Raw genomic sequence first — 18,368 nt, forward strand, 5'->3', positions numbered from 1 at the left:
CAAGCCCGCTCACCACAGCAAGCCCGCTCACCACAAACAACTAAGCAACCAACCGCGCCTCCACCGATTCGGCGAGGTCGGTGAGGATCAGGCAGCACGACACCGCGCCGGCATCCAGTACGCCGAGGGAACGTTCCCCGAGGCGGCTGGCGCGGCCGATTTTTGCCACCAGGTCGCGGGTGGAATCACGGCCCTGGGAGGCCGCGCTTTTCATCTGGCGCAAGGCCTCGCTGAACGACGCGCCGCTGGCCTGCGCCTGTTCAAAGGCTTCGACCGCCGGGATCAGCGTGTCCATCAGGCATTTGTCGCCCACACCCGCGTCGCTGATGTCCTGCAAGGACGTGAGACCACCGCGCAGCAGCTTGGCGAAGGTCGCCGCGTCGATGCTGTCGCGGTCGCGCACTTCGTCGGCCATGCCGATGAACAGGCTGCCGTAGAGCGGGCCCATCGAGCCGCCGATGCCTTCCATTAGCGCCAGGGTCAGTTCGTCCAGTGCCTCGGCCAAAGACAGCTCGCGGCCTTCGAGGGTCTTGCCGCAGCGTGAGAACCCCTTGGCCATGTTGATGCCGTGGTCGCCGTCGCCGATGGCGCCGTCCACTTCGCTGAGGTATTCGCGGTTGGCGACGATGATCGACACCAGGTTGGTGACGATGGCGCTACCGGTGTTGCTGGGGAAATGCTCGCTCATGCTCTACTCCGACTGGGTCATGCCGATGGAGCGGCAGGGTTGGTCGATCAGGCTGCTCAGTTCGGCGTCGAGGCCGAGCAGGGTGAGGGTCACGCCCATCATTTCCAGCGACGTGAAATAGTTGCCCACATAGCAGCGGTGAATGCGCAGGCCCTTGGCGCGCAGTTGGCGCTCGACCTCGGCGTAGAAAATATACAGCTCCATCACCGGCGTAGCGCCCAGGCCGGAGACCAGCACCACCACGCTCTGGTCCAGGGTGAAGTCGCGGTCGGCCAGGATCGGCGCAAGCATGCGCTCGGCCATGGCGGCGGCGGACTCCACCGGCACCACTTCAATGCCGGGCTCGCCGTGATGGCCGATGCCCAGTTCCATCAGGCCATCGGCAATCTGGAAGTTCGGCTTGCCCACTGCCGGGATGGTGCAGGGCGTGAGGCCCACGCCGATGGAACGGCAATGATCCACGGCTTTCTGCGCCACACGAATCACGCCGTCGAGGTCGTAGCCCTGGGCGGCGGCGGCCCCGCCGATTTTCCACATGAAAATCTCACCGGCCACGCCGCGACGCTTGGCGATGTCGGCAGGTGGGGCAGAGGCTACGTCGTCATTGGCGACCACGGTGCGAATGTTCATGTCTTTGCTGGCGGCCATTTTCATCGCCAGCTTTACGTTCATGTTGTCGCCGGCGTAATTGCCGTACAGGCACGCCACGCCCGCGCCCTGGTCAGCGGCGCGGAACGCATCAAAGAAACTCTTGGCGGTGGGCGAGGAGAAAATCTCGCCGACGGCGACCGCATCCACCAGCCCTGGCCCGACATAACCCAGAAACGCCGGCTCATGCCCCGAACCGCCACCCGTGACAATGCCCACCTGGCCGGCCGGTGAGGTCTTACGCTTACCGATGACCCGTGGGTTGCTCTCGTACTGCGCCAGTTCCGGGTGCGCCAGGAGGATGCCCGCGAGCATGTCCTCGACCACCAGGTCCGGATCGTTGATGACTCGATTCATAGGGTGTTTCCTTGTTCTTATCTGTCTGGAATCGGATTACTGAATGCTGTAGCCGCCGTCGATCACCACGTTTTCGCCGGTGATCATCTTGGCCGCATCGCTGACCAGGTAAAGCACCAGGCCGGCGATCTCTTCCGGCTGGGCGAAGCGCCCCACCGGGATCTGCAATTTGGCCTTCTCGCCCAGTTCGCCGGCCCACGCCTTCTTACCCAGGGCGGTCTCGACGATGGTCGGCGAAACGGCGTTGACGTTGATGCCGTGGGGTGCCCATTCCATGGCCAGCACCTTGGTCATGCCGACCACTGCCGCCTTGCTGGCGCAGTAGGCCACATGGCGATCAAGGCCAATCACCGCCGCTTGGGAGGCCAGGTTGACGATGCGCCCGCCGCCTTGTTCGATCATATGCCGGGCACAGGCCTGGGCCACGAAGAAGCTGGCCTTGAGGTTGATGTCCAGGGTGGTGTCCCAGGCGTTTTCGCTGACGTCCAGGGCCTTGTCCAACAGCGCGACACCCGCGCTGTTGACCAGGTAATCAATGCGCCCGAGTCCGGCGAGGGCCTCATCAATCGCAGCCTGTACCGAATCGAGCTGGCGCAAATCAGCCACCAGGCCCAAATGCCCCGTGCCGAGGCTGGCGGCCACTTCGACCACTGCGGGGTCGCGATCCAGCAGGGCCACCCTGGCACCGCGCTCCACCAACAAACTCGCGCAGGCCAGGCCGATCCCGGCGGCGCCCCCGGTGATCACGGCGCAACGGCCGGTGAGGTCGAACGCCTGGTTCCAGAAATTGGACATTGCACACACTCCACTTAGCGTTTTTTCTTGCGCCAGACGTCGATCAGCACCGCAAGTACGATGATCAACCCCTTGGCCACTTGTTGGTAATACGACGACACCCCGAGCAGGTTCAAGCCGTTGTTGATCACACCGATCAGCAGCGCACCAAACAAGGTACCGACGATGCTACCGGTGCCGCCGGACAGGCTGGTGCCGCCGATCACCACGGCGGCAATCGCGTCCAGCTCATACGACACGCCGGCCTGGGGCAGGGCCGAGGTGGTCCGCGCCGCCAGCACCACGCCCGCGAGTCCCGCCAGCAGGCCCGAAATCACATACACCGAAAACGTCACCTTGCGCACGCCAATGCCGGACGTACGCGCGCTCTTTTCATTGCCGCCCACGGCGTACACGTAGCGCCCGTAAGTGGTGTAGCGCAGCACCATCCAGAAGATCAGCGCGACCACTGCAAAGATAATGATCGGCACGCCGATGGGGCCGAGCTTGCCGATGCCCATGGCCAGGAAACTGTCCGGCAGGTCGGTGACCGGGCTGCCGTCGTTGAGGATAAAGGTCATGCCCCGCGCCACGCTGAGCATGCCGAGGGTGGCGACAAACGGCGGAATACTCAGGTTGGCGACCATGAAACCGTTGACCACGCCTAGCATGGCCCCGGCAAACATGCCGGCACTCACCGCCGCGAGCAGGCCGTAGCCCTGGGTCGCGACCAAGGCGCTGCACAAACCGGCAAACGCCAGGATCGACCCCACCGACAGGTCGATGCCTTTGGTCAGGATCACGTAGGTCATGCCCACGGCGAGAATGCCGTTGATGGAGGTCTGGCGCAGGATGTCCATCCAATTGCGCCAGGTCATGAAGTATTCGCTGGAAAACGCCATTACCAGGCACAGCAGGATAAACACCAGCGGCAGGCCAAAACGGTCGAGGGACAGGCGCAGGCGGTTGCGCGGCGCGGCGGTAACGGGGGCGGCGAGGACTTTGCTATTCATGAGGCAAGACTCAACAAGGCTTCCTGGGAAAGGGCGGTGTCGGTGCTGACGGTCACCAGCCGGCCGCCCTTGAACACGGCGATGCGATCACTCAGGTGCAGCAGTTCCGGGGCTTCGGACGAAACCACAATGGCCGCGCCACCGGCGCGCACGAATTCGTCCAGCAGGTGATAGATCTCCTGCTTGGCGCCTTCGTCGATGCCGCGCGTGGGTTCGTCGCAGAGCAGGCATATCGGCTGCGTCGACAGGCATTTGGCGAGCACCACTTTCTGTTGGTTGCCGCCGCTCATGGACTCCACCGGCAGGTCCAGGGACGAAACCTTGATCTGCAGGCGCTTGACCATGCTCTGGGCCAGGGCGTTTTCCTTGCGCGCATTGATCACCGACCAACTCGACAGCTGCTTGTAGGCCGACAACGCAATGTTGGCGAGGATGCTGCCGCTGAGCACCAGGCCGCTGTCTTTGCGGTCTTCGGTAACCAGGGACATACCGGCACGAATCGTCGCGGCTGGCGTGCCGGTCGGCAACGGCTGGCCTTGCAGGGTAGCGCTGCCGGCGTCTGGCAGGGTCAGGCCGTACAGGCAGTTGAGGAATTCGCTGCGCCCCGAGCCCATCAGGCCATAGATGCCGAGGATTTCACCCTGGCGCAGTTGCAGGCTGATGTCCTGGAACTCGCCATCGCGGCTCAGGCCGCTGACGTCCAGGCAGGTGGTGGCGGCGCATTCGCGGCCGACCTTGTGGTCGATGCGTTGCAGCTCCTGGCCGACGATGCCGCGCACCAGGTGGGCGCGGTCGATATCGGCCATGCGCCCGCTTTCCACGAAGGCGCCGTCGCGGAAGATGCTGTAGTCGTCGGCGATCTGCGCCAATTCGCTGAGGCGGTGGGACACGTAGATGATGCCGGCGCCCCGCGCCGTCAGGCGGCGGATCGCCTTGAACAGGGTTTCGGCTTCGCGCTCGCCGATGGCTGAAGTGGGCTCGTCCATGATCATCACCTGGCAGTCATGGCTGAACGCCTTGGCGATCTCCACCAGCTGAATCTGCGCCACGCTCAGGCGATGCATGGGGCTGGTGGCGTCAACGTCGAATTCCAGGCTGTGCAGCAATTCGCGAGTCCGCCGGTTCAGTTCCTTGCTGTCGACGATGCAGCCAGCGCGGCGCGGCTCGCGACCCAGCCAGATGTTCTCGGCCACGGTCATGTAGGGAATGGGTTCCAGCTCCTGGGTGATCATCGCCACCCCGGCGGCGAGCGCCGCACTGGGGCGGTCGAACTGCACCGGTTGCCCGTTGAGCAGGATGGTGCCGGCGTCACGTTGGGTGATGCCCATGAGGATACTGAGGAAGGTCGATTTGCCGGCGCCATTGCCGCCGCACAGTGCGTGCACGCTGCCGGCCCGCAGGGAGAGACGCCCGTCGCGCAGGGCGGGGACCCCGGCGTAGGCCTTGGAAACTTGTTCAGCCTGGAGCAGTAATGGCGTGGCCATCGGTGTGTCCTCTTGCTGATTTTCTTATTAGGTAGGCTTAACCAACAGCCTGATCATATGATCGGATAGTGATCATATGTTTAAACTGCTTAAGGCGGTTTTGTCAATCCTTTGCCCACGGCTCTCGCCGAGGTTTTAGCGTTATTTAGTGTTTGGGTCTTTAAATAAGCCTTGACAGCGACCTGCTCATCGCCCGCTAATGATTGTGCATAATTTCAGTGAGTGATCATTTGATCGGTCTGATGGAGAAACAGTAATGGGTGCACAAACGACGTTTTCGGTGGCCATCGGATGCGACGAGGCGGGCTTCGAACTCAAGGAATTGCTTAAGCGCTTTATCGAAGGCCTGGGGTATGGGGTCGAGGACTTTGGCTGTCATTCGTCCAGCCCCGTGCTGTATCCCGATATCGCGGCGGCGGTGGCCATGGCGGTGGGGGCGGGTGAGCAGCGCCTGGGCGTGTTGATTTGCGGCACGGGTATTGGCATGGCGATCTCTGCCAATAAGATCAAAGGCGTCCGGGCTGCACAGGCTCACGACACGTATTCGGCCGAGCGTGCGCGCAAGAGCAACGATGCGCAGATCCTGTCCATCGGTGCGCGGGTGATCGGGCCCGAGCTGGCCAAGAGCATCGTCAAAGTGTTTCTGGAATCGGAGTTCGAAGCGGAGCGCTCCGGCAAGAAAGTCGAGCGCATCACTGCGCTCGAACAGGCGAACAGGGCGTTGCCGTCAGACGACTGAGCCGTTTCAGAACACCGCCTTGACCTGCAGGCCCAGCACCAAGGCGTTGTCGATGTTGTCACCGGAAAACGCACCCGGCTCGATGATGTATTGCACATCCGGGCGCAGGGTCAGCCAGGGCGTGGCCTGGTAGCCGTAGCTGAGTTCGATCAGCTGTTCGGCATTGCTCAGGTTGGGGTAGTCGTTGCCCGCGTTGAAGGCTGCCAGTTCCTGCACCTCGCGGCTGCGCGGGTTGGGCACGGCGCGACCGTAACCCAGGGCCAGGGTGTCGCGCGGCCGGCCTTCGAACGGCTTGTACAGCACCACGCCCGCGCCATACCACTTGCTGAACGGCGAGGCCGCTTCACTGGCGGCAGAGTATTGGCCGAAGGCGTGCAGCACGCGGCCGGCGGAGGAGTCGGAGGTCCAAACAGCCTGGTCGATCAGTAGGTAGTGGCCGCCGCGACCGCTGACTTCCTTACTGCTGCCGATGCGTTTCACGTCGGAGCTGTCGTAGTAATAGCCCAGCTTGTATTCAGCCTGCAGGTTGCCCGCGTGTTTGTACACCAGCTCGATCGGCACCACGGTGCCGGTGGTGTGTTTGGGTCCCAGTTTCCAGGCGCGGCTGGAGTTGCCGTTGCTTTGCGGGTCGACGTTGAACGCGGCGACGCGCAGTTGCCAGTTGGGTGCGAAGTCGTATTTCACCCGCGCACCCAGGCGTGCATTGGGGTAGTTGGTCCAGCCGCTGCCGCCGGACATGTTCAGCGGGTGCCCGCAGAAACCGGCGTTCATGAAGTTGCACAGAATGCCGCTGTCCAGGCCGCCGAGGTCATTGCCCATAGCCATGTAGCCGAGCTTGACGTTGAGGGCCGGCGTGAACAGCGTGCGCTCGTAGCTCAATTCGGTCAGGCGCGTGTAGAGGCCACCGTAGTTTTCCTGGATCGGCAGGCGGTTGCCCACCAAATCCTCGGAAGCGCTGTTGCCGCGACGGTCGTTAATAGTGACCTGAATGCGATCTCCATTATTGAAACCGTAGAGCTTGCCCAGGTCGAACTGCACGCCCAGCTTGAGGTTCTGCGAGTAGCGCGCCGAGCGGTGCTGGCCACCGTGGGCGTTGTAGGCGGTTTCACCGCTGTAGTCGCCGGTAAAGCGGATGCCTTGCGCGTCGAGTTCGCGGCGCAGGCCGCCCCAGTCACCGGTCAGGGTGGTGTCATCGGCTTGCACGGGCAGGGCGGCACCCAGGGCGAGGCCCAGCAACAGGCGCCCAAGGGGAATATGAGAAGTGGGGGTCATGCGGGTTTTTCCAGGCAGAAGACGCGGCGCCGGGGGGAGGCGCCGCGCGAACAGGGGTTATGGCAGGGCGTAGGCGATCACGTAGTCGCCACGGTCGGTGGACTGGCGTGCGCCACCGGCAGTGATCACGATGTATTGCTTACCGGTTTTCGGCGACACGTAAGTCATCGGGCCACCTTGGCTGCCCACGGGCAGGCGGGCTTTCCAGACTTCATCACCGTTGCCGCTGTTGAAGGCGCGCAGGTAGAAATCCTGGGTGCCGGCGATAAAGATCAGCCCGCCCTGGGTCGACAGGGTGCCGCCGAGAGTTGGCAGGCCGATCTTGATCGGCAGGTGCATGCGAATGCCCAGCGGACCGGTGTCTTCCACGGTGCCGACCGGTACTTGCCAGGCGACCTTTTGCGTCTTCATGTCGATGGCGGTCAGGGTGCCGAACGGCGGCGCCTGGCACGGAATGCCGGCCACCGACAGGAAGCGGTTCTTGTTCACGGCATACGGCGTGCCCTTGAGCGGCACGGCGCCCATGCCGGTGTTCAGCGCTTCGCCACCGGACGCGGCCTGGGCCTTGTTCTGCGACGGCACCATCTGGATCCACAGGCCCAGGCGCATGTCATTGACGAAGATAAAACCGTGTACCGGGTCGGTGGAAATACTGCCCCAGTTCATGCCGCCCAGGGAGCCTGGGAAACTCAGGGATTTATCGGTGCCCGGCGCGGTGTACAGACCGTCGTAGCGCATGCCCTTGAAGTCGATGCGGCACAGCAGCTGATCGTAGGGAGTGGCGCCCCACATGTCCGATTCGGTCAGGGTTTGCGCGCCGATCTGCGGCATGCCGACGGATTTCGGCTGTGTCGGGGAGTAGGGTTCGTTGGGGATGTTGGCGGCCTTGACCGGGACTTCCTTAACGTCGGTCAGCGGTTTGCCGGTGGTGCGGTCGAGCACGTAGATCTGCCCGGCCTTGGTGCCGATCACGACCGCAGGCACGGCTTTGTCGCCGCCCGGTGGCGTGAAGTCGATCAGGCTTGGCTGCATCGGCAGGTCGAAGTCCCACAGGTCATTGTGGACGGTCTGGTACACCCACTTTTCCGCACCGGTGGACGCGTCCAGCGCCAGCACCGAAGCGCCGTATTTGTGGTTGAGTTGGGTGCGTTCCACGCCGTAGATGTCGGTGGACGAGCTGCCCATCGGCAGGAAGACCGTGTTCATCAGCGGGTCGTAGGACATCGGCGCCCAGCTGTTCGGCGTGCTACGCACGTAAGTGCTGCCGTCAGCCGGGGCTTTTTTGTCTTCCGGGTTGCCGGGGTCGAAGGCCCAGCGCATCTGGCCGCTGATCACGTCGAAGCCACGGATCACGCCGCCGGGCATGTCGGTTTGCACGTTGTCAGCTACGCGGCCGCCCACTACCACAGTGGTGCCAGCGATCAAGGGTGCGGAAGACAGTTGGTAGTAGCTGTCCGGCACGTTACCCAGGCCGGCTTTCAAATCCACCTGGCCGTGGGTGCCGAAGTCTTCGCAGAATTTGCCGGTGTCGGCATCTACGGCGATCAGGCGCGCATCGATGGTGTTGGTCAGCAGGCGGCGCTGGCACTGTGCGCCGGCCGGCACACTGGCGGCAATGATCGGTGAACTATTCGGCTGGGTCGGCTGGGCAATCGGCGCGGTGGCGTCGAAATACGCCATGCCGCGGCAACGCTGCCACACCGCCGATTTGGCGTTGACCTCGTTCTTCCACAGCTCTTTGCCGGTGTCGGCGTCCAAGGCGATCAGGTTGTTATGGGGTGTGCAGATGAACACCTTGTTGCCGATCTGCAGGGGCGTCAGCTGGTCTTCGGCACCGTTGCCGTCGCTGATGGCCACGTCGCCGGTGTGATAGGTCCAGGCCACTTTGAGCTTATTGACCGTGTCACGGTTGATCTGGTCCAGCGCGGCGAAGCGGCTGCCGCCTTCGGTGTTGCCGTAATGCGCCCAGTCTTTCTGCGCGTCGGCCGCAGCCACCGGGGTGATACCTGGGCCGGCACCGGTCGGCGCCACGCTCGGGTGGGCGACGAACATGTTGCCCGCCGCGACTGCCACGCCCAACGCCAGTACGCCAGCCACCGCATAGGCGCCACGTGCAGGCCGGTTGACGAGCAGCGGGTACACCAGCGCCACCACCATGCCGATGGCTGCGAACATGAACACGCGGGAGAACAGCGGCCAGAACACCAGGCCCACATCCGCCACTGCCCAAATGGCCGTGCCGATCAAGAAGGCGGCGAATAACCAGGCACCGGCTGGCTTGCGGCCAGCGATCAACAGGCCGGCAATCGTCATGACTGCGCCGCCGATCAGGAAGTACCAGGAACCTCCCAGGCTGACCAATTTGACGCCGCCAATGGCCAGCGCGAGGCCGAGCAGGGCGATGATCACGCCCAGGCCCAGCAGTAATAATCTAGAGGCGCCAGCGGCGCGCGATGCTCGTTTCATGTCGACAGGACTCGAATGTGAGAGGGCAAAGACGCGATTTTAGCAAGATAAGTAACTGGTTAGTACATTAGAGTCCTGCAATAGACTATTACAGGTGCTGCGATGATGGGATGTGGTGGAATGTCGCTCAGGGTGCGATCCGTCTCGCCCCCTGCTGTTCTGCGCATCCGTGATGAGTTTAGTCGGCTTTTTTGCCGCGCAGCTTTTTCTGCGGGGCGTCGGTGTCGGCCAGTGCGTCGCCACCCAGGCTACGGGTCAGTTCGACGGCAGCTTGCTGGAACAGCGGGTGCAGCGTCTGCGCCTGTTCGGCGGTCAGGCGGCTGGCGGGGCCGGACAGTACCAGCGCACCGATCAGGTTTTCTCCTGGGCCGAAGATCGGCAGGGCCATGGACGAGGCGTGGGGGTCGGTGGCACCGTGGGAGAAAATCGGCTTGATCATCTTCGCGGCCAGCGAATAGGGCGTGCGCAACGCCTCGGCCCCGGCGGCACCGTCCATGGGGCGGGTGTCGCCGGGTTGCAGGTGCAGGCGCAGGTGGTGGGGGGAGTTCACACGGTACAGGCACATCCGATAAGCGCCGTGGCGTACATAGAAGGACGCGGTTTCGCCGGTTTCTTGAGTCAGGCGGTGCAGCAGTGGGGTGATGTGCCGTTCTAGGTCGAGGCCGTCCTGATACACGGTGTTCAAGCGCATGATCTCGGTGGCCAACTGATAGCGACCGTCGGCCAGGCGGGTGATCAGGCCGTGGTCTTCGAGCGAGACCATCAAGCGCATGATGGTGCTTTTGATCAGCCCGGTGCGGGCGGCGAGTTCGGCCAGCTCCAGGGCGGTATCCCCCATACGGAAGGCAGTGAGCACGGTGAGCACCCGATCGGCCGAGGCCACCCCGGTGACTGCGGGGCGTGGGCGGGTTTTTACCATGGGGTGCTCCTTGTTGGGGGTAGGCTGCAAAATACTGGTATTGGCGGGTGGGGGCAATCTTGACTGAGCACTGTACCTGTGGCGAGGGAGCTTGCTCCCGTTGGACTGCGTAGCAGTCCCATTGTCTGGGGCCGCTTCGCGACCCAACGGGAGCAAGCTCCCTCGCCACAGGTGGGTGTCATTAGGATTTCAGTTGGCGTTGGCGGTTTTATTGAACTCCACGGTTTCCTTCATCTGCTTGCGTCCCATCAACAACACCATCACCGCACCTGCCGCACACAGCGCCGCCAATGGCAGCAGCGCAATCGCGTAACTGCCCGTAGCATGATGAATCGTGCCGTACACGTTAACCATGATCCCGCCGCCAATCAGGTTGGCCATCGCACCCACAGCCGCCAAGCCAGCAGCAGCGGTGGAGGAGGAGAGCCAGGTGGAGACCAATGCCCAGAACGGTCCTTTCATGGAGTAAGCACCGATCAGCACCATCGACAGCATGATCACCGTCGCCACCAGGGATGAGGTGACCAGTGCCAAGAGCAGGCCGCCCGTGATCAGCAACAAGGTGGTCGCGGTGTGCCAGCGGCGTTCGCCGGTTTTATCCGAGCTTCGGCCCCACATGATCATCAGGATCGATGCCAGCCCGTAGGGGATCGCGTTGACCAGGCCGATTTCCAGGTTGTTCAAGCCAAAGGTCTTAAGCAATTGCGGCGCCCACACGCTCATGGTGCTGCCGGCCGCCGAGGCACCGGAGTAGATCAGTGCCAGCACCCAGATGTGTTTGTGGCGCAGCAGTTTCCACAATGAGATATGCCCGATAGCGGTCTTGCGGCTGCGTTCTTCGTCGAGTCGACTGGTGAGCCAGTGGCGTTGCTCGTGGCTCAGCCATTTGGCTTGCTCCGGGCGATCGGTCAGCACAAACAGGCAGGCAATGCCCAGCAGTACCGCCGGAATGCCTTCGATGATGAACAGCCAGTGCCAACCGCGCATGCCGAACCAGCCGTCCAGGCTCAACAACAAGCCGGACAGCGGCGAGCCGATGAAGTTGGCACCGGGAATTGCCACCATGAAAATAGCGACCATGCGCCCACGGTACGCCGCTGGCAGCCAGTAGGTGAGGTACAACAGCACGCCCGGAAAGAAGCCGGCCTCGGCCGCACCCAACAGGAAGCGCATCACATACAGCGAGTTGGCGCCGGTGACAAACGCGGTGCCGGCGGAAATCAGGCCCCAGGTGATCATGATCCGCGCAATCCACACCCGTGCGCCGAAGCGCTGCAGGGCCAGGTTGCTCGGCACTTCCACCAGGAAGTACGAGACAAAGAACAGGCTGCTGGCAAAGCCGAAGATTGCCGGGGTCAGCCCCAGGTCCTGGTTCATTTGCAGCGAGGCCATGCCGATGTTGCCACGGTCGATGATCGCCAGCAGGTAGCACAGGATCAGGAATGGCAGCAGTCGCCACGCCACCTTGCGCATGGTTGAACGCTCAAGGGCGCTGATGTCGGTAGAACTGATAGGCATGACTCTCTCCCGTGTTGTTTTTTTTGGAGAAGCGTGATGAGCCCGCGCGTAATCGGCGGGAGATGTCAGTGTGCGTAGAGATGGCGGTTGACCACCGCACGCGGCGGCGGCGCGACGCCGTCCCAGAAATCGATGATGTGTTGCAAGGCCAGCAGGCCCACGCGGTCCCGTGCTTCGGCGGTATTGGCGCCCACATGCGGAGTAGCCACCAGGGTCGGCAGGCCCCACAGCGCCGAGTCGGCAGGTGGCGGTTCGGGGTTGAAGGTGTCGAGCCCGGCGCCGGCAATCTGCCCGGTGCTCAGGGCGTGGACCAAGGCTTCGGTATCGATCAGCTCCCCGCGTGCCGTGTTGATCAGAATGCTGCCGGGGCGCATGCGCTTGAACTGCGCGGCGCCAAACAGGTTGCGGTTTTGCTCGGTCAGCGGGCAATGCAGGCTGATGATATCGCAGCTCGCCAGCAGGTCATCAATGGTGTCGACGAGCTCCACGTTCGGCAGGTCGGCCAGGTAGGGGTCAAACACTTTGATGGTCATGCGCAGTGGCGCCACCAGTTCCATCAGGATCCGTCCGATGGCGCCCAGGCCCACCAGGCCCAGGGTCTTGCCGGACAGTTCGATGCCCACCGAAGTGGTCTTGTCCCAATGCCCGTCACGCATCCGCGCGTCGAGCAGGGCGGTCTGGCGCGCCACGCTGAACATCAATGCCAAGGCGTGTTCGGCCACCGATTGCGCGTTGGCGCCCAGGGCGATGGTCACCGGGATCTGACGCTCGGCGGCGGCGGCGATGTCGATGGTGTCGTAGCCCACGCCGTGCTTGGCGATGATTTTCAGTGCGGCGGAGGCGTTGATCATCTCGCGGGTCAGTTGGCCCTGGCGCACGATGATCGCGTCCGGTTGTTCGCGGGCAATGATCGCGATGAGTTCATCGGCCGGTGCGTAGGGCGTGGTGGGGATGATGCGCACGCCGTGGGAGGCGGCATGGGTCATGGCGTCGGCGGTCAATTCCGGGCCGGTCAGCAGGAGAGTTCGGGTCATTTCTGTGCACCTTGGTGTTTTTGTCGGTGTGCGGTAGTGGCTGGAAATTAGCATAATGAAACGCCGTTGCAATAAATAAATTTTCAGTGATTACTTAAAATCGAGTGGAATTCGTGGTTTGGCCTTTTTGTATCAAGTGTTTAGATCGTTTATACGAGGCTTTGCCGCTCGTCATTTGGCGGATGGCTCGGGTTTGAGTCTTGTTGATTTGAATTTGTGATGTTAATTTCGAAACGACGTTTCAAAACAAACAAAAATCATCAGAGGAATACCCCATGTCCATCGGATTCAGAGTGCTCAAGCAGCAACGCAAGGTCGCTGCCGAGTGGGTCGAGCGTTACCGCACCGTGCCCGTCGCCAACATCAGCGACTCCATGCACCGCATGACCGCCGGCGGTGCCAACCTGCAACCGATGCACCGTACGGGCGTATTGGTCGGGCCGGCGCTGACCGTGAAGGCACGGCCGGGGGACAACCTGATGCTGCATCACGCGCTGGACATCGCCGAGCCTGGCGACGTGATCGTGGTGGATGCTGGCGGTGACCTGAGCAACGCGCTGATTGGCGAGATGATGGTGGCCTACGCGATCAAGAAGGGCGTGGCGGGTATTGTGATCAATGGCGCGATTCGCGACGCGGCCAGCATCGGCGCCGGGGAGTTCCCGGTGTTCGCCGCCGGTATTACCCATCGCGGCCCTTACAAGGACGGCCCTGGCGAAGTGAATGTGCCGATTGCCCTGGCCGGCATGGTGATCGAACCGGGCGACCTGGTGATCGGGGATGAGGACGGTTTGCTCTGCGTGCCGTTCGAGCAGGTCGGCGAGGTGTATGATCGCGCCTATGCCAAACATGCCGCCGAACAGAAGCAGCTGGAACAGATTGCACTGGGCGAAAACGACCGTTCCTGGGTCCTTAAATCCCTGACACAAAAGGGCTGCGAGTTTATTTGAATCCTGCGTCTACCCCCCGATGGCCCGCGCCCATCCGCGCGTTGCGCCATCGTAATTTCCAGATCTACTTTGTTGGGCAGGGCCTCTCCACCCTGGGCAAGTGGGTGCAACAGGTCGCGTTGTCGTGGCTGGCCTACCACCTGACCGGCTCGGCCGTTCTGTTGGGCGCGATTGCGTTTCTGACGCTGTTGCCGCAGCTGTTGGTCGGGCCGCTGGCGGGCGCCTGGTCCGACCGCCACGACAAGCGCCGCCTGCTGATGGCGGTGCAGGCGATACTGGCGGTGCAATCGGTGGCGCTCGCCGTGCTCACCTGGCAGCAGTGGATGGGCCGCGAGGTCATCATCGCCATGGCGCTGCTGCTGGGCTTGCTCAATGCCCTGGAGACGCCCCTACGCCAAGCCTTGATCGCCAGTTTCGTCGATGACCCCAACGACCTGCCCAATGCCCTCGTACTCAATGCGATGCTCATCAACGCCGCGCGCTTTATCGGCCCGCCGCTGGCCGGCTTGCTGATCAACTGGAGCGGCGAGGCCGGTTGCTTCCTGCTCACCGCCATCGCATTCGGCATGTTGCTGATCGGTCTGGGCCAGGTGAAGAGTCGCGCACAAGTTCGCGCCAAGGGCTCTACCGGGGAGATCTTCCGCGAAGGCCTGCGCTACCTGTGGGGCACATTGTCTATCCGCCGCTTGCTGATCAGTGTGGTGATGGTGAACCTGCTTGCCTCCTGCTACACGGTGCTGCTGCCGATCCTGGCCAAGCACACGTTCAGCGGCGATGCACAGACCCTGGGCTGGCTCTGGGGCGCTGCGGGCGCGGGGGCTTTTGTGGCCACGATCTTTCTTGCGTTCGCGGGCAGCACCTCGCGGTTGAGCCGCATCATCGCCATGGGCGCGGTGGTGTGTGCGGTGTCGTTGTGTGCGGTGGCGGCCAACCCGCCGTTGTGGTTTACCTTGGTTGCGCTGGCCGGGTTGGGTTTTGGTATCACGGTGAGCAATGTCAGCAGCAACATGACGCTGCAAAGCGCCGCGCCCGAAGCCTTGCGGGGTAGGGTGATCGCGTTCTACATCGCCATGCGTTTCGGCTTTGAAGCCATCGGCGGGTTACTCGCCGGTCTATTGGCGGCGGCGCTGAGCGTGCAATGGACCCTGCTGCTGGCCGGCGGTTTGCTCGGGCTTTATCAGTTGGCGAGTTGGCAGGTCAGCCGCCGACGCGGTTGAAAGCACCGACGGCCCACGGCTTGAACCGGCCTGCTAGCTCAGTCGCTGTTCCAGAAACCGCGCCACACACGCCATGCACGCGTCACGCTCTTCCACGTGGGGCATGTGGCTGGATTGCTCGAAAATCTGCCACTGCACATCCGCAATACCGTCGGCGAACGGCTGCACCGTCGCGGGCGTGGCCTCATCGTAGCGGCCGGAAATCAACTGCGTCGGCACTTGGATGCGTGACAGGCGATCGATGATCGTCCAGTCACGCATGCTGCCGATCACATGGAATTCGGTGGGGCCGTTCATGGCGTGATACACCGTGGGGTCGGCGTCGATGGCGGCGAAAGTGCGCGCGACTTCGGCGGGCATCGGTTGGACACGGCATACATGGCGCGCGTAGAACACGTCCGAGGCTGCGCGGTATTCGGCGCTGTCAGTGGTGCCTGCGTCTTCATGCCGTTGCAACGTGGCCTGCACCTCGGCGGGCAGCGCCTGGCGCAGTTCATTCGCGGCCTCTGACCACAACGCCATGGACGCGGGTGAGTTGGCAATGATCAACGCTTTAAGGCCAGCCGGTTGGCGGACGGCATGCTCGGCGCCGAGGATACCGCCCCAGGATTGGCCGAGCAGGGCGTAATCGCGAATGCCCAAGTGGGCGATCAGGTTGTTCAGTTCAGCGAGGAACAGGTCGACCGCCCAGTATTCGCTGGGAGCATCCGGCAGATGAGTCGAGCGGCCATTGCCGATCTGGTCGTAGTGCACCACCGCCCGCCCGGTGGCCGCCAAATCCTTGAAACTGTCGACGTAGTCGTGGGTGCAGCCGGGGCCGCCATGGGCGACGATCAGGGGCAGGCGCCCCGAGTCCAGATCGCCAGTGACCCGGAACCATGTCCGGTGGCCACGGAAATCGGCATAACCTTCGCGAACCTGCATGCTGTGTACCTCCTTGGGGATCAATGAGGTACAGGCTAGCCAAAGCGTGCCGTCAGTGGCACTGGCAAAAATGCTAGGTTCTCAGACTTCCACCAGCCGGTAATGCAGGCCGCGCACGACCGCTTCCACACGGTTGCGCGCGCCCAGTTTGCGCGCGGCGCCGACCAGGTGCAGGTTGACCGTGGCCTGGGAGCGGTTGAGGGTGGCGGCAATGCCTTTGGCTGTCAGCCCCTTGGCCGAATGTTGCAGGCACTCGCGTTCGCGGCGGGTGAGGTGGATGTGCGTGCAGCAGCGCTCGGCCGGCGCCAGCAACTCGCTGGCCCTGGCCTGGAAGGCGTGGGCCAGCACCAGCATCTCGCCAAGGTTGTGCTGGGCTTGCTGCTCGGCGCCGTTGGGCGTGCCGTCGACAATCGCCGTCAGCGTGGCGAAACCGCCATCGGGCAAGTGCAGCGGCACGGTCAAGCCGGTGCTCAGGCCGTAGTCGCGAATGTAGTGAGCCACTGGACGATGGGCCTCGGTGAGGGCGCCGTTCCAGTGCGTGTCCGTGCCAAATGACCAGACAAATGGCGTGGTGCGGCGTGCTGCGTATTGCTGCACCGGATCAATCTGGTAATAGCCACGCTCGCACCACAGGGCGTGCATGTCCGTCGGGGCATTCAGCGTCTTGAACACTGACGGCGTGATCAGCGCGCCTTCATGGCTGACCGGCACGGGGGCATAGTCGTAGATCAGCGTCTTGAAACCCAGTGAGTTAGTGGCGGCCTGAACCTCGGCCAGGCACGCATCCAGCGTCGTGGTGTGGGCGAGTTGCTCGCTGAATCGCATCAGGTCGGTGTGCATGGCGCCTCCGGGCGTGGGGTTGCGCGGTTTTTCAAGCAAACAGTCTGCCAAGGCCAAAACCTAGTATTTTTCAGGATAGAGCTGCCAGCCTGTACCGCCCTAGAGTGAGGCTTCTGTTCAACCCTTGCGGAGCGTCATCATGATCGATCCTTCCACCCCCGGTGACAGCGCGCAGCTGGCGCGTTTCGGATATACCCAACAACTCAAGCGCCAGCTCAGCCTGGGTGACCTGCTGATCTACGGCATGGTGTTCATGGTGCCGCTGGCGCCGTTCTCGATCTTTGGCGGGGTGTTCGACGCCAGCCACGGCATGGTCCCGCTGACCTACCTGATCGGCTTTGTCGCCATGCTGTTCACCGCCATCAGTTACCAGCAGATGTCCCATGCGTTCCCGGTGGCGGGTTCGGTGTATGCCTACGTCGGGCGTGGGCTGAACAGCCAGTTGGGGTTCCTGGCGGGCTGGGCGATCCTGCTCGACTACCTGCTGGTGCCCACCTTGCTCTACGTGATCGGCGCCAACGCCATGGCCAACGTGATCCCCGCCGTGCCTCAGCCGCTGTGGATCGTGTTTTTCGTGGTGCTCAACACCCTGGTCAACCTGCGCGGTATCCAGACCACCGCCCGCGCCAACCGCTTGTTCCTCTACGGGCAGTTGGTGGTGCTGGTGGTGTTCGTGGTGCTGGCGAGTATCGCGATCAGCAACGGCGTGAATGGCGCCAGTTGGACCATGAAGCCGCTGTACAACCCGGAGGAGTTTTCCCTGCCGCTGATCTTCAGCGCGTTGTCGGTGGCGGTGCTGTCGTTCCTGGGCTTCGATGCGATTTCCACCTTGTCGGAAGAAACCCGTGGCGGCAGCCGCGCGGTGGGGCGTGCGACGCTGTGGGCACTGGCGTTGGTGGCGGCGTTATTCATGGTGCAGACCTGGCTGGCCGCGCTGCTGCAGCCCAACCTGGTGCAGTACCCGGATGCCGATGCGTCGAACAACGCCTTCTATGAAATCGGCCGCCTGGTGGCCGGGCCCTGGTTGCAAGTGGTGATTGCCCTGGCCGTGGCCATCGGCGCAGCGATCGCCAACTCTTTGGTGGCCCAGGCTGCCACCTCGCGCCTGTTATTCGCCATGGCGCGGGACCGCCAGTTACCGCAGTTTCTCAGCCGGGTGCACCCGGTCACCGGCGTGCCGCAGCGCGCGACATTGCTGGTTGCGGGCCTGAGCCTGGTGCTCGGCCTGTTCTTCGTGGGGCAGATCAACCTGCTGGCGTCGATGTGCAACTTTGGTGCGCTGACCGCGTTTTTGCTACTCCATGTGGCCGTGGCCTGGCACTACCGCAGCGCCGGTCGCCGGCTGGTGCACGGGCTGGTGCCACTGATCGGCTTTGTGATCATCAGCTACGTGCTGGTCAACTCCGACAGCTATGCCAAGGTCGGCGGCACGTGCTGGATTGCGCTGGGGATTGCCGTGCTGGTGTTTTTCAAGGCCACCGGGCGTTCGACGGAACTCAAGGTGGATGCCTCCGTGGGCTGACGC

Annotated in this window: 16 protein-coding genes; 4 read left to right on the plus strand and 12 right to left on the minus strand. The window is 63.0% G+C overall.

Annotated features, from left to right (window positions below):
* Nucleotides 1–40: 40 nt before the first annotated feature.
* The 5 genes from dhaL to HX823_RS05560 are packed head-to-tail and all read right to left on the minus strand — an operon-like array spanning nucleotide 41 to nucleotide 4,964.
* On the minus strand, nucleotides 41–688 hold the full coding sequence (dhaL, locus tag HX823_RS05540; RefSeq protein WP_177074329.1) for a dihydroxyacetone kinase subunit DhaL: 648 nt from the start codon (nucleotides 686–688) through the stop codon (nucleotides 41–43).
* A gap of 3 nt (nucleotides 689–691) precedes the next feature.
* On the minus strand, nucleotides 692–1,693 hold the full coding sequence (locus HX823_RS05545; protein WP_177074330.1) for a dihydroxyacetone kinase subunit DhaK: 1,002 nt from the start codon (nucleotides 1,691–1,693) through the stop codon (nucleotides 692–694).
* A gap of 36 nt (nucleotides 1,694–1,729) precedes the next feature.
* On the minus strand, nucleotides 1,730–2,488 hold the full coding sequence (locus tag HX823_RS05550; RefSeq protein WP_038844196.1) for an SDR family oxidoreductase: 759 nt from the start codon (nucleotides 2,486–2,488) through the stop codon (nucleotides 1,730–1,732).
* A gap of 14 nt (nucleotides 2,489–2,502) precedes the next feature.
* Nucleotides 2,503–3,480 carry an ABC transporter permease gene (locus HX823_RS05555; RefSeq protein WP_076954377.1) on the minus strand — a complete coding sequence of 326 codons (978 nt, stop codon included), beginning with the start codon at nucleotides 3,478–3,480 and terminating at the stop codon, nucleotides 2,503–2,505.
* On the minus strand, nucleotides 3,477–4,964 hold the full coding sequence (locus tag HX823_RS05560) for a sugar ABC transporter ATP-binding protein (RefSeq protein WP_177074331.1): 1,488 nt from the start codon (nucleotides 4,962–4,964) through the stop codon (nucleotides 3,477–3,479). Before HX823_RS05560 ends, HX823_RS05555 begins: the two co-directional genes overlap by 4 nt.
* Before the next feature lie 256 nt (nucleotides 4,965–5,220).
* Between HX823_RS05560 and rpiB the strand changes: the two genes are divergently transcribed.
* On the plus strand, nucleotides 5,221–5,703 hold the full coding sequence (gene rpiB / locus HX823_RS05565) for a ribose 5-phosphate isomerase B (protein ID WP_038844192.1): 483 nt from the start codon (nucleotides 5,221–5,223) through the stop codon (nucleotides 5,701–5,703).
* Nucleotides 5,704–5,709: 6 nt separating this feature from the next.
* Here rpiB and HX823_RS05570 read toward each other — a convergent pair whose 3' ends face one another.
* The 5 genes from HX823_RS05570 to HX823_RS05590 all read right to left on the minus strand — a co-directional run bounded on the left by HX823_RS05570 (nucleotide 5,710) and on the right by HX823_RS05590 (nucleotide 12,912).
* On the minus strand, nucleotides 5,710–6,975 hold the full coding sequence (locus HX823_RS05570; RefSeq protein ID WP_177074332.1) for a carbohydrate porin: 1,266 nt from the start codon (nucleotides 6,973–6,975) through the stop codon (nucleotides 5,710–5,712).
* Between the two features lie 57 nt (nucleotides 6,976–7,032).
* Complete coding sequence (locus HX823_RS05575; RefSeq protein ID WP_177074333.1) at nucleotides 7,033–9,441, minus strand: glucose/quinate/shikimate family membrane-bound PQQ-dependent dehydrogenase; 2,409 nt, start codon at nucleotides 9,439–9,441, stop codon at nucleotides 7,033–7,035.
* A gap of 178 nt (nucleotides 9,442–9,619) precedes the next feature.
* Nucleotides 9,620–10,360, minus strand: a complete 741-nt coding sequence (locus tag HX823_RS05580) for an IclR family transcriptional regulator (protein ID WP_177074334.1) — start codon at nucleotides 10,358–10,360, stop codon at nucleotides 9,620–9,622.
* A 189-nt stretch (nucleotides 10,361–10,549) separates the two neighbouring features.
* Complete coding sequence (locus HX823_RS05585) at nucleotides 10,550–11,878, minus strand: MFS transporter (protein ID WP_177074335.1); 1,329 nt, start codon at nucleotides 11,876–11,878, stop codon at nucleotides 10,550–10,552.
* Between the two features lie 65 nt (nucleotides 11,879–11,943).
* Nucleotides 11,944–12,912 carry a hydroxyacid dehydrogenase gene (locus HX823_RS05590; RefSeq protein ID WP_177074336.1) on the minus strand — a complete coding sequence of 323 codons (969 nt, stop codon included), beginning with the start codon at nucleotides 12,910–12,912 and terminating at the stop codon, nucleotides 11,944–11,946.
* A 275-nt stretch (nucleotides 12,913–13,187) separates the two neighbouring features.
* Here HX823_RS05590 and HX823_RS05595 point away from each other — a divergent pair, with 275 nt between their 5' ends.
* Nucleotides 13,188–13,862, plus strand: a complete 675-nt coding sequence (locus tag HX823_RS05595) for an RraA family protein (protein WP_038846504.1) — start codon at nucleotides 13,188–13,190, stop codon at nucleotides 13,860–13,862.
* A gap of 32 nt (nucleotides 13,863–13,894) precedes the next feature.
* Nucleotides 13,895–15,079, plus strand: coding sequence for an MFS transporter (locus HX823_RS05600; protein WP_235165443.1), 1,185 nt, complete (start codon nucleotides 13,895–13,897; stop codon nucleotides 15,077–15,079).
* Nucleotides 15,080–15,112: 33 nt separating this feature from the next.
* Here HX823_RS05600 and HX823_RS05605 read toward each other — a convergent pair whose 3' ends face one another.
* Complete coding sequence (locus HX823_RS05605; protein WP_177074337.1) at nucleotides 15,113–16,003, minus strand: proline iminopeptidase-family hydrolase; 891 nt, start codon at nucleotides 16,001–16,003, stop codon at nucleotides 15,113–15,115.
* Nucleotides 16,004–16,084: 81 nt separating this feature from the next.
* On the minus strand, nucleotides 16,085–16,843 hold the full coding sequence (locus HX823_RS05610) for an autoinducer binding domain-containing protein (protein WP_050572434.1): 759 nt from the start codon (nucleotides 16,841–16,843) through the stop codon (nucleotides 16,085–16,087).
* A 139-nt stretch (nucleotides 16,844–16,982) separates the two neighbouring features.
* Between HX823_RS05610 and HX823_RS05615 the strand changes: the two genes are divergently transcribed.
* Nucleotides 16,983–18,365, plus strand: coding sequence for an APC family permease (locus tag HX823_RS05615; protein ID WP_177074338.1), 1,383 nt, complete (start codon nucleotides 16,983–16,985; stop codon nucleotides 18,363–18,365).
* Nucleotides 18,366–18,368 lie beyond the last annotated feature (3 nt).

The organism is Pseudomonas sp. P7759 (assembly GCF_013386445.1).
In the GTDB taxonomy this organism is placed as follows: domain Bacteria; phylum Pseudomonadota; class Gammaproteobacteria; order Pseudomonadales; family Pseudomonadaceae; genus Aquipseudomonas; species Aquipseudomonas azotoformans_A.